At 69.1% G+C, this 14,286-nt stretch carries 11 protein-coding genes; 7 read left to right on the forward strand and 4 right to left on the reverse strand.

Annotation, left to right across the window (positions count from 1 at the left end):
- Nucleotide 1: 1 nt before the first annotated feature.
- From ASD43_RS10695 to ASD43_RS10715, 5 genes are all read left to right on the forward strand, one after another.
- Nucleotides 2-1,156 carry a phosphatidate cytidylyltransferase gene (locus ASD43_RS10695; protein WP_056417207.1) on the forward strand — a complete coding sequence of 385 codons (1,155 nt, stop codon included), beginning with the start codon at nt 2-4 and terminating at the stop codon, nt 1,154-1,156.
- Nucleotides 1,156-1,740: a DivIVA domain-containing protein gene (locus ASD43_RS10700; protein ID WP_056417210.1), complete on the forward strand. Its 585-nt coding sequence runs from the start codon at nt 1,156-1,158 to the stop codon at nt 1,738-1,740. Before ASD43_RS10695 ends, ASD43_RS10700 begins: the two co-directional genes overlap by 1 nt.
- A 66-nt stretch (nt 1,741-1,806) precedes the next feature.
- On the forward strand, nt 1,807-2,469 hold the full coding sequence (locus ASD43_RS10705) for a transglycosylase SLT domain-containing protein (RefSeq protein ID WP_235564113.1): 663 nt from the start codon (nt 1,807-1,809) through the stop codon (nt 2,467-2,469).
- Between the two features lie 9 nt (nt 2,470-2,478).
- Nucleotides 2,479-2,766, forward strand: coding sequence for a hypothetical protein (locus ASD43_RS10710; RefSeq protein WP_056417213.1), 288 nt, complete (start codon nt 2,479-2,481; stop codon nt 2,764-2,766).
- Nucleotides 2,763-3,482 (forward strand): alpha/beta hydrolase, encoded by a 720-nt coding sequence (locus ASD43_RS10715; RefSeq protein ID WP_056417216.1) that lies wholly within the window; start codon nt 2,763-2,765, stop codon nt 3,480-3,482. Before ASD43_RS10710 ends, ASD43_RS10715 begins: the two co-directional genes overlap by 4 nt.
- Here ASD43_RS10715 and ASD43_RS10720 read toward each other — a convergent pair.
- A complete protein-coding gene (locus tag ASD43_RS10720) occupies nt 3,479-4,540 on the reverse strand; it encodes an AI-2E family transporter (protein WP_045255207.1) in 1,062 nt (353 codons plus the stop codon). The genes ASD43_RS10715 and ASD43_RS10720 overlap by 4 nt on opposite strands.
- Before the next feature lie 181 nt (nt 4,541-4,721).
- Between ASD43_RS10720 and ASD43_RS10725 the strand changes: the two genes are divergently transcribed.
- Nucleotides 4,722-6,812 carry a hypothetical protein gene (locus ASD43_RS10725; RefSeq protein ID WP_056417218.1) on the forward strand — a complete coding sequence of 697 codons (2,091 nt, stop codon included), beginning with the start codon at nt 4,722-4,724 and terminating at the stop codon, nt 6,810-6,812.
- Between the two features lie 5 nt (nt 6,813-6,817).
- Nucleotides 6,818-7,741: a tetratricopeptide repeat protein gene (locus tag ASD43_RS10730; protein WP_056417226.1), complete on the forward strand. Its 924-nt coding sequence runs from the start codon at nt 6,818-6,820 to the stop codon at nt 7,739-7,741.
- Nucleotides 7,742-7,802: 61 nt separating this feature from the next.
- Here the strand turns inward: ASD43_RS10730 and glgB are convergent, their stop codons facing one another.
- The 3 genes from glgB to glgX all read right to left on the reverse strand — a co-directional run bounded on the left by glgB (nt 7,803) and on the right by glgX (nt 14,216).
- The gene (glgB, locus tag ASD43_RS10735; protein WP_056417228.1) at nt 7,803-10,007 is read right to left on the reverse strand and encodes a 1,4-alpha-glucan branching protein GlgB; all 2,205 of its coding nucleotides are present in this window, start codon (nt 10,005-10,007) and stop codon (nt 7,803-7,805) included.
- A complete protein-coding gene (locus ASD43_RS10740; protein WP_082539354.1) occupies nt 10,004-12,079 on the reverse strand; it encodes an alpha-1,4-glucan--maltose-1-phosphate maltosyltransferase in 2,076 nt (691 codons plus the stop codon). Before ASD43_RS10740 ends, glgB begins: the two co-directional genes overlap by 4 nt.
- A gap of 64 nt (nt 12,080-12,143) precedes the next feature.
- A complete protein-coding gene (gene glgX / locus ASD43_RS10745; protein WP_056417231.1) occupies nt 12,144-14,216 on the reverse strand; it encodes a glycogen debranching protein GlgX in 2,073 nt (690 codons plus the stop codon).
- Between the last annotated feature and the right edge of the window lie 70 nt (nt 14,217-14,286).

Raw genomic sequence — 14,286 nt, forward strand, 5'->3', positions numbered from 1 at the left:
CATGTCCGACGATCCCACCGCTGACGACACCGATACGCCGCCGATGCGCCGCGAGGTGCGCGATTCGGCGACCCCGAGTGGCGGCGGACCCCTCGAGGACGGGGCGTTCCCGGCGTTCGACCCCGCAGTGGTGCCGCCCCGGCCGCCCGCACCCGCGGTCTCCGCTCCGGCGGCTCCCTCCTCCTCGATCCCGTCTTCGCTGGACACCGCCGATCACAACGCGATCAGGGAGCAGTGGCGCGCGGCCAGGGATGAGCTGGGCACGCACGTGTCGAATGCCCGTGGCCAGCTCGATCAGGCCAACGAGCGCATCAAGGAGCGCACGGGCCGCGACCTGATCCTCGCGATCCTGATCGGCCTGGCGTTCGGTGCCGCGCTGCTCGCATCGCTGCTCTTCATCAAGGTGCTCTTCGTGCCCTTCGCTCTGGCGGCGGCACTGCTCGGCGTCTACGAGCTGTCGTTGGCGCTGCGAGGTTCAGGACGTCGGATCGACGTGGCGCCGCAGTTCGCGGCTGCGACGATGATCGTGCTGTCGGCGTTCTTCCTCGATCTGTGGCTCGTCTGGATCGTCCTGTTCCTCGCCGTCGCCTTCGTCATCGTCTGGCGCCTGGTCGGGCAGATGATCGCCGCGGACGGTCGGACGTACGGCGACGTGCTCGGCGACGTCGTCATCGGCGGCTTCGTGCAGATATACGTCCCGTTCCTCGCCGCCATCGCGCTGATCCTCCTCAAGCAGGAGGACGGGCAGTGGTGGGTGCTCAGCTTCATCGCCATCGCCGTGGCCGCGGACACGGGCGCGTATGCGGCCGGCCTCGCTTTCGGACGGCATCCGATGGCTCCGAAGATCAGCCCCAAGAAGACCTGGGAGGGCTTCGCCGGTGCCGTGGTCGCGTCGGTCGCGGCCGGAGTGCTCCTCGCCCTCTTCCTGCTGCACCTTCCCTGGTGGATCGGCGTGATCTTCGGCGCAGCGATCCTGCTGTCCGCGACGTTGGGCGACCTCGGCGAGTCCATGCTCAAGCGGGATCTCGGGATCAAGGACATGAGTTCCTGGCTCCCCGGCCACGGCGGACTGCTGGACCGCCTCGACAGCATCCTGCCGTCGACGATCCCGGCTCTCTGCCTCTACTTCCTCTTCTCCTCCTGGACGGTGCTCTGATGGTTGACGATGTCGAACGGGTCGCTGACGGTGCCGAACAGGCGCCTCCGGCATTCTCGGTGACGAGCGGCAGAGTGCGCGGATACCACCGCGCCGCCGTCGACACCTTCCTCGCCGCAGCGCGGACGGCGTTCGAAGCGGACGGCGACGACCTCAGTGCCGCCGACGTGCGCGTCGCCTCGTTCCCCCTGGTCAAGAACGGCTACGTCGTCGCCGAGGTCGACGCCGCACTCGGTCGTGTGGAGGACGCTCTGGCGGCACGCGCCCGCGAACGCGCCGTGCGTTCCGCGGGGGCCGGCGCCTGGGTGGAGCAGGCCCGAGACGAGGCTCAGGTCATCCTCGATCATCTCGCGCGCCCGGCGAAGCACCGCTTCGCGCGGACCGGTGTGCTCACCTTCGGCTACCGGATCGACGAGGTCGACCACGTCAGCGGACGGATCGCCCGGTATCTCCGTGACGGAGAGCCGCTGACCGCCGAGCAGCTGCGGTCCGCGGCGTTCCGGATGCAGCGGGGCGGGTACCGCGAGGAGCAGGTCGATGCCCTGCTGGACGCGGCCGTCGACGTGATCCTGGCCGTTCGCTGAGCGTTCTCGTGGCCTCTTCGGAGCGCACCGGGTAGACTCCCCTCTATCGTGAACTCCCGAAACGACATGACCCCCCTCCGCGACGACGTCTCGCCGATGCCTGCATCAGCGACTCTCTCGGCGCGCTCGGGCAGTCGTCGACGTGGTGTGGTCGGGTTCTTCAGCGCTCTGGCGGTCGTGGGTTTCGCCGCCGCCATGGTCGCTCCGACGGGTGTGGCGCTGGCTGAGCAGCCCCTGGCCGAGGGGCCGGAATCCGCATACGCGGCGGCGCTCACCGAGACGCAGAACCTCACCGTGACCGTCGAGGGCGCCGAGATCGCTCCGATCCAGCGCGGCACCTTCTCGGTGTACGTCACCCCGAAGCCGACTCCGACGCCCACCCCCTCGACAGCCTCCTCCGGTGACTCCGGTTCGGGCTCGGGAGGCGGCGGACCGCTCTTCTACACCGGCGGCGGCGCCCCTGCGGAGTGGATGGCTGCGGCCGGGATCGCCGAGTCCGACTGGGGCTACGTCGACTACATCGTCTCGCGCGAGAGCGGGTGGAACCCGAACGCGACGAACAGGTCGTCGGGTGCCTGCGGTCTCGTCCAGGCTCTCCCCTGCAGCAAGGTGCCGGGCAACGGCTACGACCCTGTCGACAACCTCCGGTGGGCGACGGGCTACGCGACCGGTCGGTACGGCAGCTGGGCCGGCGCGCACGCGTTCTGGACGAACAACCACTGGTGGTGAGCGGCCGTCATGGCCCGCTCCCGCAGACGCCGTCCGTCGCGCCCGGACGCCGAGGATTCGCTCGACCGCCTGCTCGCCTCCTGGAAGCGCTCCGAGGTGCGCCGCGGCGCGCAGTGGACTGTGCAGCCGGTGTCGGCGGCACAGGCGCTCAAGGAATACATCTGCCCGGGGTGCGGACGCACCGTCGCGCCGGGCAGGGCCCACCTGGTCGTCTGGCGCGCCGATGGCGTACTGGGCGACGCGGCAGATCTCGCCTCCCGGCGACACTGGCACACACACTGTTGGAGGATCGCATGAGCATCGAGATTCGTGGACCTCTCGAGCTTCCGGCTCGACGCGAGGACATCGTCCTCGAGACGGCCGACGGGCTGAGCCTCGTCGGCGAGCTGGCGATGCCGGAATCGTCGGGTCCGGTGGCGACGCTCGTCACGCTGCATCCGCTGCCCACCGCCGGTGGTTTCATGGACTCCCACATCATCCGCAAGGCGGCGGCACGTCTGCCGGCACTGGCGGACCTCGCCGTGCTGCGCTTCAACACTCGGGGCACCACCTCGCCGCGAGGCACCAGCGACGGGGCGTTCGACGGGGGAGCGGCGGAGCAGTTCGACGTGGCCGCCGCGATGGACTTCGTGCGCGAACGCGGCTTGCCTCGTCCCTGGTTGCTCGGTTGGTCGTTCGGCACAGAGCTCGCGCTCAAGTACGGGCGCCAGCACGACGTGGAGGGCATCATCCTCCTCTCGCCTCCGCTGCACCGTGCGACAGCCGCAGAGGTCGCGGCGTGGGCGGATTCGGACGTCGACGTGGTCGTCCTCGTGCCTGAGCTCGACGACTACCTCCGCCCGCCCGAGGCCCGGGAGCGCTTCGCCTCCATCCCGCACGCCACACTGATCGCGGTCGAGGGCGGCAAGCACCTGTGGGTGGGGGAGAGCCAGACGCGCCGCGTGCTGACGGAGATCGTCGCAGCGGTGAATCCGACGGCGCTCCCGCTGCCGACCGAGTGGCCGTCGGCCTAGAGCTCGTTCATCCGCGGGATCAGCACCTGGCGGTAGAGGATCAGAATGCTCGCTGCCACCGGGATGGCGATCAGAGCGCCGAGAAGGCCCAGCAGGCTTCCACCCGCGAGCGCCGCGACCACGACGACCGCGCCAGGCACGGAGACGGCCCGGCTCATGATGCGCGGCGAGATCACGTACGCCTCGATCTGCATGTAGATGAGGTAGTAGACCGCCGCGGCGATCGCGGTGGCCGGTGAGCCGAGGCCCGGGATCAGGCACACGAGCACGATGATCGTCGAACCCGTGAGTGTTCCCACGAGCGGGATCAGAGAGAAGAAGAAGGCGACGACGGCGAGCACGGCCGGGAACGGCGCATCGATGATCGTGAGGAAGATCATGCTCAGGATGCCGTTGATCACCCCCTGCGTGACCTGCCCCATGACGTAGTAGCCGACGGAGTCCGTGATCTGCTCGGCCAGGTCGATGAAGCGCTCCCGCTTCGACGCGGGGGCGAGCTGGTAGACAGCGCGCTTCAGCGACGGAGTGGAGGCGGTCAGATAGATCGTCAGGATGAGGACGATGAACGCGCCGAAGAGCCCGCTGACCACGGCGCCGCTCGCCGCGAGAACGCTCTGGCCGATGGATCCGCCGATCTGCGCGAGATTGGTCTCGAGCCAGTTCGAGACGTAGGCGAACACCTCGTCGACCTTCAGGTTCGGGAAGGTGTCGACCATCCACTGTCGGAGGTCGGCGAGCAGAGTGTCGCGCTGCACGAGGACCGTGATCTGGGCGATGAGCTGCGAGATCTGGTCGACCAGCACCGGGATGACGATCAGGATGATGCCGGCGAAGATGCTGAGGACGCCGAGGATCGTGATCAGCACCGCGACCCAGCGGGGCAGCTTCTTGCGCTCGAGGAACGAGACGAGCGGATCGAGTCCCAGGCTCAGGAAGAGGGCGGTGCCGACATAGAGCAGCACGGTCGACAGACTCTCGACGCTGCCGATCAGCAGGATGCCGAGTCCCACGCCGAGCGTCGCCACCAGGGCGGTGCGGAACGGGTTGTGGATCTTCATCGCGGCTCCTCGGGAATACGGGTGCTGCAAGGCTATCGAGCGCACCGGGACTCGCCGACACGACGTGCCGCGCGACCGGGTGAGGCATGCCCTCGTGGGCAACACTCAGGAGCTTTCGCTAGTCTGAAACGTCGAGTGTTGCGACTCGGGTGTGCGCCCGCGTCGTGTGAGGAGACTATTCGTGCGTTTCGTATGGGCCGTCGTGGCCTTCGTGCTGGCCGCGGGACTGATCGCTGCAGGCATAGCCCAGCGAACCATCTTCATGGGTCCGTCGACCCAGGAGGCGGCGGTCGCCGTGGAAGAACCCGCCCCGTATGTGCTGCTGGACGGCGACGTCCTGCGTGAGCACCCGGGCGCTCAGACCCTCCTCGTCCGTGGTGACGGCGACATCTTCGCGGCGTATGGCAGGACCGCCGACATAGAGGCGTGGCTCGCCGGTTCGTCGTACAACCACGCCTCGGTCGGCGCGGACGGCGACATCGACGTCGCGTTCGTCGAAGCCGCAGAGCCGGAGGATGACGGAGGTGACACGGCGGGGGAGACCCCGGCCCCGGAGGAGACCCCTGCGGTGGAGGAGACTCCCGCACCCGAGGAGTCCGCTGCCACGGAGGAGACTCCCGCCACCGAGGAGACCCCTGCGGCAGAAGAGACGCCGACCACCGAGGAGGCTCCCGCGGAGGAGGCTCCGGCGGCGGAGACCACGACCGGACGCAGCCCTGTGGGCTCCGACCTCTGGCTCGACTCCTTCACCGACACCGATTCGCTCATCGCCGACATGCAGCTCCCGGAGGGCGTGAGCGTGATCATCGCGCGCGACGGCACCGCAGACGCACCCGAGGACATCGCGGTCTCCTGGCCGCTGGACACGTCGACGCCGCTCGCGGGGCCGCTGCTCTCCGCCGGAGCCGCGATGCTCCTCGTCGGCCTCGTCCTCTACGTCCTGGCGATCCGCCATCAGCGCCGCGGTCGCGGTCCGCGCCGCAAGGGCCCTGGCCCTCTTCCCCCCACGGAGCCCATCGACATCGCACAGCTTCCGCCGGCGGAGCGCGCGGCGATCGAGGAGACGCCGTCGGCGCCCGCGCCGGACACCTCGGCGACTGACGCTCCGGCACCGGATGGGAAGCCCGCGGACGCGTCGGCCACGCCCGGCAGCGACACGTCCGGCAGCGATGTCCGCACGTCGGAGCGGCGCGCATCCGCGCCGGCACGCCGGCGACGTCTGCTGGCTATCCCGGCGATCGCTCTGACCGCGCTCATCGCGACCGGGTGCTCGGCCCAGTCCTGGCCGCAATTCGGTGAGGGCACCCCGTCGCCGTCGCCGACCGCGACGATCATCGCGCCGGAGAACCAGAAGCCGCCGGCCGTCACCGAGGCGCAGGCGAAGCGCATCCTGCAGGAGGTCTCGGCCACGCTGTCCGACGCGGATGCCGCGATGGACATCGATCTGGCGGCCACGAGGCTCGACGGACCGGCGCTGACCGCTCGCACGACCGAGTACGCGCTGCGCACCGCTCTGCCCGACACCACCCCTCCCGCGGCGATCCCGACCGATGAGGTCGAGGTCGTGCTCCCCGAGGCGACCGACCGCTGGCCGCGCACCGTGCTGCTGCTGTCCAAGAGCAGCGGGGACGACACGATCCCGCCGGTCATCCTGACGATGACGCAGCAGGACCCGTGGTCGAACTACAAGGTCGACAACATGGCCGAGATGTCTGCGGACGCCGCCTTCCCGAAGGTCGCCGCAGCCTGGCTCGGCACGTCGCTCATCCCCGACGACTCCGCATTCCTGAGCATCCGACCCGCCGACCTCGCGACGATGTTCGCGGATGCGGTCGACGAGGGCGAGCAGAGTGCGTCGTACGGACAGTTCGACGAGCTCTCGCAGAACCTCGCGCAGTCGATCCGCGACAGCCGACAGTCTGTGGTTCAGAACCTGGCGGACAACGGCGCGGCCGAGACCAGCCAGACCTCGTTCGACATCGTGCCCGCGGATCCCGCGCCGGTGTCGATGGCCACGCTCGACAGCGGTGCGATCGTCGCGGTCTCGCTCATCGACACCGAGTCGGTGACGCCGACCTCCGCCGATGCGGTGATCCGCTTCGGCGACAACGCCCAGGCGAAAGCGCTGACCGGGGTGACCGAGTCCGCCAAGGGCGTCACCACCAAGTACGAATTCCAGTTGTTCTTCTCCGTCCCCGCCCAGGGTTCCTCTGAGCAGATCCGGCTTCTCGCCGTGCGCCAGGACCTTCTCTCCGTCGAGGTGATCAAGTGACCGAAATGTCTCCCGCCGCTCTCCGAGGTGCTGTCGACCTCTCCTCCCTCCGCAATCGTCCCGCGGCTCCCGCGCCCGGCGCGCAGCCTCAGACAGGGGCGCCCATGGCCGATGTGGTCGTCGACGCGACGGACGAATCGTTCGGCCAGATCCTTGAGCTGTCGCGCACCGTTCCGGTGGTCGTCGACCTCTGGGCGGAGTGGTGCGGACCCTGCAAGCAGCTCAGCCCCATCATCGAGAAGGTCACGCGCGAGCTCGGCGGCAAGGTGCTGCTCGCGAAAGTCGACGTCGATGCCAACCCGCAGCTCGCTCAGGGGTTCCGTGCGCAGTCGATCCCCATGGTGGTCGCGCTGATCGCGGGTCAGCCGGTCCCCATGTTCACCGGAGCGGTGCCGGAGCAGCAGGTGCGCGAGGTGTTCGCGCAGCTCCTGCAGCTCGCGGCGCAGAACGGCGTCACCGGCTCGCTCGATGTGGGAGCGCCCTCCGAGCAGGCTGACGTGCCCGAAGAGCCGCCGATGCCGCCGCTGCACGCGGAGGCGTTCGCCGCGATCGAGATGGGCGATTACGCGGCCGCGATCGTCGCCTACGAGAAGGCGCTCGCGGAGAACCCCCGCGACGAGGATGCCATCGCGGGACTGGGGCAGGTGCGCCTGCTGGAGCGCGTCCAGAAGCTCGACCTCCAGGATGCACGGGCCGCGGCGGCAGCGGGTCCGCTGGACATCGCGGCGCAGTTCGACGTCGCCGACCTCGATCTCGCCGGCGGACACGTCGACGACGCCTTCGGTCGGCTGCTGGACCTCTTCGCTCAGCTGCCGTCGGACGAGCGCACGCCGGTGCGCGAGCGGCTCGTCGAGCTCTTCGGGCTCATCGGCGTGACCGACCCCCGCGTCGTCATGGCGCGCAACAGGCTCACGTCACTGCTCTTCTGAGGCGTTCGCCGCGCGGTCGGCACTCGGCATCTGCCGATCAGCGTCCGCGCGGCGCAGACGGTCACCCGTGGGTGATCGTCGGGACGTGCGGCTCTCCCTCGTAGCGCAGCCAGATCGTCGACAGCGCGGGCAGCGTCATGGTCGTGGACGCGACGCCGTCGCCGTCGTCATGAGCGACGACCATCCCGAGATTTCCCGAGCCGCGTCCGCCGTAGGCGGCAGCATCCGTGTTGAGGATCTCCTGCCACACCCCGGCTCCGGGGAGGGTCAGGCGGTATCCGCTGCGTTCCAGGCCGGCGAAGTTGCTGATCACGGCCACCCGACCGCCGTGCGCGTCGCGACGCTCGAACGCGATCACGTTCGGATCCCAGCTCGGTGCCCCGAGGCGCGAGAACGAGGATCCGTCGCTGTCGCGCTCCCACAGCGGCGCCTGCGCGCGATAGGCGCGATTGAGTTCGCCGACGAAGTCCTGCAGCTGTGCGTGCGAGGGCTGATCGAGCAGCCACCAGTCGAGTTCGCGGGACTCGGACCACTCGCCGAGCTGCCCGAACTCCTGCCCCATGAAGAGGAGCTTCTTGCCGGGGTGCCCCCACATGTAGCCGAGGTACGCTCGCACATTCGCGAGCTTGTGCCAGTGGTCGCCCGGCATCTTCGAGACGAGACTGCCCTTGCCGTGCACGACCTCGTCGTGGCTGATCGGCAGCAGATAGTTCTCGCCGAAGGCGTAGACGAACGAGAAGGTCATCTCGCCCTCGTGGTGCGCCCGGTACATGGGATCGCGCTCGATGTACTGGAGCGAGTCGTTCATCCAGCCCATGTTCCACTTGAACCCGAACCCCAGACCCGCGTGATCGGTCGGGGCGGTGACACCGGGGAAGCTGGTGGACTCCTCCGCGATCATCAGCACGCCGGGGTGCACGCGGTATGCGGTGGCGTTGACCTCCTGGAGGAACCGGATGGCCTCGAGATTCTCCCTGCCGCCGTGGATGTTCGGTTCCCATTCACCGTCGTTGCGCGAGTAGTCGAGGTACAGCATCGATGCGACGGCATCGACACGGAGCCCGTCGACATGGAACTCGCTGAGCCAGAACAGTGCGTTCGCGACCAGGAAGCCCCGCACCTCGGCGCGGCCGTAGTCGAAGATGAGCGTGCCCCAGTCCTGGTGCTCGCCGCGGCGCGGATCCGGGTGCTCGTACAGGGGCTGTCCGTCGAACCGGGCGAGTGCGAAGGCATCCTTGGGGAAGTGCCCAGGAACCCAGTCCATGATCACGCCGATGCCCGCCTGATGCAGGCGGTCGATCAGGTATCGCAGATCGTCGGGGCTGCCGAAACGGCTCGTGGCGGCGTAGTACCCGCTCACCTGGTAGCCCCAGGATCCTCCGAACGGATGCTCCGCCAGAGGCATGAACTCGACGTGGGTGAAGCCGGTCTCCGTCACGTGCTCGATCAGCGGATCCGCCGCATCGCGGTAGCTCAGACCACCCCGCCAGGATCCCAGGTGCACCTCGTAGACCGAGAGCGACTGAGCGACCGCGTGCGTCGCCGCACGCCGCGTCATCCACGCACCGTCCGACCAGGCGTACGTCGACTGCGTGATGACCGAGGCGGTCTCCGGCGGGACCTGCGCGGCCTGCGCCATCGGGTCCGCCTTGAAGATCCAGGAACCGTCTCTGGTACGGATCTCGTACTTGTAGGTCGTGCCCGCAGCGAGGTCGGGGACGAACAGCTCCCAGATCCCGCTTCCGCCCATCGAGCGCATCGCGTGGGACTCGCCGCTCCACCCGTTGACGTCGCCGACGACGCGCACCGCGGTCGCGTTCGGAGCCCAGACGGCGAACGCCACACCGGACTCCCCGTCGACCACGCGCGGGTGGGCGCCGAGTGCGTCCCACAGCCGTTCGTGGCGTCCCTCCGCGATCAGATGCAGATCGAGCTCTCCGAGCGTGGGTCCGTGCCGGTACGGGTCTCCGGCGAGTGTCTCCTCGCCTCCCGCATAGGCCGTGGCGAGACGGTAGGCGACGGGTGCCCCGGCATGCTGAGCCTCCCAGATGCCCTCTGCGACGTGCGCGAGCTGCAGGCGCGAGCCGTCCTCGAACACCGCTGCGACGGACTCGGCCAGCGGCCGCCGTGCGCGGATGACGGTGACGGTGCGTCCGCTCGCATCGGTTGCCGGGTGCGAGCCGAGGACGGCGTGCGGGTCGTGGTGGCCCCCCGCCGCGACCGCGGTCCATTCCGACGTCGTCGTCGTATCTTCTGCGTGGCTCATGCTCGGCTCCTCACCTTCAGGATGTGCACCGGCTCGGCGAAGGCGTCGAGGCGCACGTAGTTGTGATCGGCCCAGGTCCAGACAGCTCCGGTGAGCAGATCCTCGACCTCGAAGGGCTCGCCAGGCTCGACACCCCAGACGGTGGTGTCGAGGTGAACGGTGGTCTCACGCACCGAGTGCGGGTCGACGTTGGCGATCACGAGGATCGTGTCGGGGGAGCCGGTCCCGGTGAACGCGGCGTCCAGATGCTTGCTGTAGACGAGCACGGCATCGTCGTCGCTCCAGTGCACCGAGAGGTTGCGCAGCTGACGCAGCGCGGGGTGGGCACCGCGGATCTCGTTGAGCCGGCGCAGCAGGGGCGCCAGTGAGTCGCCCGCCGCCTCGGCACCCTCCCAGTCCCTGACCTTGTACTCGTACTTCTCGTTGTCGATGTTCTCCTCGGAGCCCGGGCGGGCGACGTTCTCGAAGAGCTCGTACCCCGCGTACACGCCGTACACGGGGGCGGCCGTCGCGGCGATGCACGCGCGGATGCGGTAGGCGGCCCTCCCGCCGAACTGCAGGTACTCGGTGAGGATGTCGTGGGTGTTGACGAACAGGTTCGGCCGCATGTAGTCGCTGGTGTCGTGCGAGACGCTGGAGAGGAACTCCTCGAGCTCCGCCTTCGTGTTCCGCCACGTGAAGTAGCTGTAGCTCTGCTGGAATCCGACGGCGGCCAGCGCCCGCATGACGGCGGGGCGGGTGAACGCCTCGGCGAGGAAGATGACGTCGGAATCCACGGCGTTCACCGTGGCGATCAGCCACTCCCAGAACTGCAACGGCTTGGTGTGCGGATTGTCGACTCGGAAGATCTTCACGCCCTCGCGCACCCAGTGCTGGACGATCCGCAGCATCTCGCGGTAGATGCCCTCAGGGTCGTTGTCGAAGTTGAGCGGATAGATGTCCTGATACTTCTTCGGAGGGTTCTCCGCAAACGCGATCGTACCGTCGGGCAGCGTCGTGAACCACTCCGGGTGCTCTGCGACCCACGGGTGGTCTGGCGAGGCCTGCAGCGCCAGGTCGAGGGCCACCTCGAGCCCTTCCGCCCGAGCGGCACGCACGAACGCCCGGAAGTCGGCGGGCTTGCCCAGGTCGGGGTGGATGGCGTCGTGACCCCCCTCTGCGGCGCCGATCGCATACGGCGAGCCGGGGTCGGCGGGCTCGGTGGTGAGCGTGTTGTTCCGTCCCTTGCGGTTGGTCACGCCGATCGGGTGCACCGGAACGAGGTAGATCACGTCGAAGCCCATCGCCGCGACCGCGGGCAGGCGCCTGGCCGCGGTACGGAACGTGCCGCTCTTGATCGAGCCGTCCTTCAGCCGGCGCGCGCCCTCGGAGCGCGGGAAGAACTCATACCAGGCACCCACGCCCGCCGCGGTGCGCTCGACCAGCAGACGGTGCGGGGCAGAGACGGAGCGCAGGGAGGTCAGCGGCCGGTCGGCGAAGATGTGCGCGAGCTCCGGGTCGGTCGACACGGCGATGGTCGTCTCGGCGTCTCCGTCGGCGAGCGAGGCGGCGACGCCGGCCAGCCTCTTGCGCTGCGCAGCGGGCCGGTCCTTCTCCGCAGCGGCGCGGGACAGCAGCTGGGCGCCCAGAGCGGCCATCACCGGCACATCCACACCTGCCGCCACCTTGAGCTCGGCGGCGTGGGCCCAGGTCGCGAAGTCGTCGGCGAATCCCTCGAAGCGGAAGGACCAGTCTCCCTGCACGTCGATGGCGACGTCGGCGGCCCACCGATCGGTGCCGTCGAGCAGCGGCGTGAGATGGTGCAGACTCTCGTCGCCGTCCGGCGCGGTCAGACGCAGGTGCACCCCGATGATGTCGTGGCCCTCGCGGAACGACACGACGCTGAACGGCACGACCTCGCCGACCACGGCCTTGGGCGGGAATCCCTCGGGGACGCGGGGGCGGGCATCCAGCAGCGGGATCCTCGTCGTGCGGAGGCCCTCGCCATCCGATACGGCGCCGACGGGGCGCAGCGGGATCTGAGACGGGCTCCGGAGAGCATTCGGACGGATGCTGCTTGTACGTGCGGCCACTCCCCGAATGTACCGCCCCGGACGCACAGCGGGTAGCGCGCCGACGGCTCCGGCGCGCCGCACGTCACTCCACCCGGAACAGTCGCATCGAGGTGCCGGGGATGGGCAGGATGTGCCCGGGGGCGAAGGTCTCCTCGACGGTGCTCGGACGCTCGTCGGCGCTCGACCACAACGACACGAAGCGCGTCGCATCCTCGAGGTCTTCCGGCAGTCGCACGTCGATCGGGGACTCCGTGCCGTGCACGATCAGCAGGATCCGGTTCGCCTCTTCGCGATCGGGCGTCGACGCCGCGACGTACTGCAGCGTGCGGTTGCCGGGGTCGGTCCACTGCTCGCTCTCCATCGTCTCGCCGTTCTGGTCGAACCAGTCCATGACGGAGGCGTTGGGGATGTGCTCGCCCAGACGCGCGTACCGGCTGGGCCGGAGGGCGGGATTCTCCGATCGCAGTCGGATCAGCCGCGCGACGTGCGCGCGCAGGTCGTCCTGCCACGGCTCCGGTTCCCAGCTCAGCCAGGTCATCGCGGAGTCCTGCGCATAGGCGTTGTTGTTGCCGCGCTGCGTGCGTCCGACCTCGTCGCCGGCCGTGAGCATCGGGATGCCCGCCGACAGCAGCAGCGTTCCCAGCAGGTTCCGCAGGGCCTTGCGGCGAGCGGCGAGGATGGTCGCATCGTCGGTCGGGCCCTCGATCCCGTGGTTGAACGCGCGGTTCATGTCGGCGCCGTCGCGATTGTGCTCGCCGTTGGCCTCGTTGTGCTTCACGTCGTAGGACACGAGGTCGTGCAGGGTGAAGCCGTCGTGCGCGGTGACGAAGTTGATGCTGGCGAGCGGACCGCGCTCGTCTGCGAAGGTGTTCGAGGATCCGGCCAGTCTGGTCGCGAACCCGCCGACCCCGACCGGGGCGGAGGCGCGGCGCGCGTAGTCGATGTCGCTCAGCCAGAAGTTCCGCACGCGATCGCGGTAGCGGTCGTTCCACTCCATCCAGCCGCGGGGGAAGTTCCCCGTCTGCCAGCCGCCCATGCCCACGTCCCACGGCTCGGCGATGAGCTTGGTGTCCTTCAGGATCGGATCGTTCGCGATGGCGGTGAGCAGCGGATGATCCGGGGTGTACGTGTGCGCGGAGTCACGGGCGATCGCCGCCGCGAGGTCGAACCGGAACCCGTCGATCTGCATCTCCTCGGCCCAGTAGCGCAGCGAGTCGAGGACCAGTCGGGCGCCTGCGTCGGTCGAGGTGTCGAGCGTGTTGCCGCATCCGGTGGTGTCGATGTAGGCGCCCGAGGCGTCCTGCCGGTAGTACGCCGCGTTGTCGATGCCGCGGAAGCTCGAACGGGGTCCGCCGAGTCCTTCCTCGGACGTGTGGTTGTAGACCACGTCGAGGATGACCTCGAGGCCCGCCTCGTGCAGCAGCCTGACCATGCCCTTGAACTCGGCGAGGACGGCTTCGGGGCCGCCCTTGCGGGCATCCTCGGTGGCGTAGGCGTTGTGCGGGGTGAAGAAGTTGAGGGTGTTGTACCCCCAGTAGTTCGTGAGGCCGCGTTCGAGCAGACGGGGCTCGGGCACGAAGGCGTGCACCGGGAGCAGCTCGATCGAGGTGATGCCCAGCTCGTGGAAGTACTCGATCATCGCCGGGTGGGCGAGACCCGCGTAGGTGCCGTGCAGGGCCGGCGGGACATCGGGCTGCCGCTTGGTGAGTCCCTTGAGATGTCCCTCGTAGATCACCGTGCGATCGAGGGGGATGCGCGGCTTCGCCGACTGCCCCCAGTCGAATCCGTCGACGATGACCACCGACCGCCACTCCTCGTACCCGTCTCCCTGGGCGAGACCCCGGGCGTAGGGGTCGAGCAGCAGGGTCTCGGGGTTGAACGTGTTGCCGGGGCCGTGGGGGCCGCCGACCCTGATCGCGTAGCGTGTGCCCGGCTGCAGCAGCTCCGTCGTGACCTCCCACACACCGCCGGGGAGTCGCTCGAGCGTCGCCTGATCGACCACCCAGTCGAGGTCCGTGGCGTCGAAGACGACGAGCTCGATCGACGAGGCGTTCTGCGACCAGACGCGGAGCGTGCCGACGCCGTCGTGGAGGCGGACGCCGAGGTCGTCGAGTACAGGACCGCCGGGCACGGTGAAGTCTCGGTTCGCGGGCATGAGTACACCTTAGAGGTCCGGGCCATGGTGCCAGGACAGGGTGCGCCGGGGTGCCCGCGAGCCGGGAGCC

Source organism: Microbacterium sp. Root553 (assembly GCF_001426995.1).
Classification (GTDB): domain Bacteria; phylum Actinomycetota; class Actinomycetes; order Actinomycetales; family Microbacteriaceae; genus Microbacterium.

Bases quoted from the DNA above. Each gene is read 5' to 3' on its own strand.
- ASD43_RS10695 (WP_056417207.1), top strand. From the start codon at position 2: ATGTCCGACGATCCCACCGCTGACGACACCGATACGCCGCCGATGCGC.
- ASD43_RS10700 (WP_056417210.1), top strand. From the start codon at position 1,156: ATGGTTGACGATGTCGAACGGGTCGCTGACGGTGCCGAACAGGCGCCT.
- ASD43_RS10705 (WP_235564113.1), top strand. From the start codon at position 1,807: ATGACCCCCCTCCGCGACGACGTCTCGCCGATGCCTGCATCAGCGACT.
- ASD43_RS10710 (WP_056417213.1), top strand. From the start codon at position 2,479: ATGGCCCGCTCCCGCAGACGCCGTCCGTCGCGCCCGGACGCCGAGGAT.
- ASD43_RS10715 (WP_056417216.1), top strand. From the start codon at position 2,763: ATGAGCATCGAGATTCGTGGACCTCTCGAGCTTCCGGCTCGACGCGAG.
- ASD43_RS10720 (WP_045255207.1), bottom strand. From the start codon at position 4,540: ATGAAGATCCACAACCCGTTCCGCACCGCCCTGGTGGCGACGCTCGGC.
- ASD43_RS10730 (WP_056417226.1), top strand. From the start codon at position 6,818: ATGTCTCCCGCCGCTCTCCGAGGTGCTGTCGACCTCTCCTCCCTCCGC.
- glgB (WP_056417228.1), bottom strand. From the start codon at position 10,007: ATGAGCCACGCAGAAGATACGACGACGACGTCGGAATGGACCGCGGTC.
- glgX (WP_056417231.1), bottom strand. From the start codon at position 14,216: ATGCCCGCGAACCGAGACTTCACCGTGCCCGGCGGTCCTGTACTCGAC.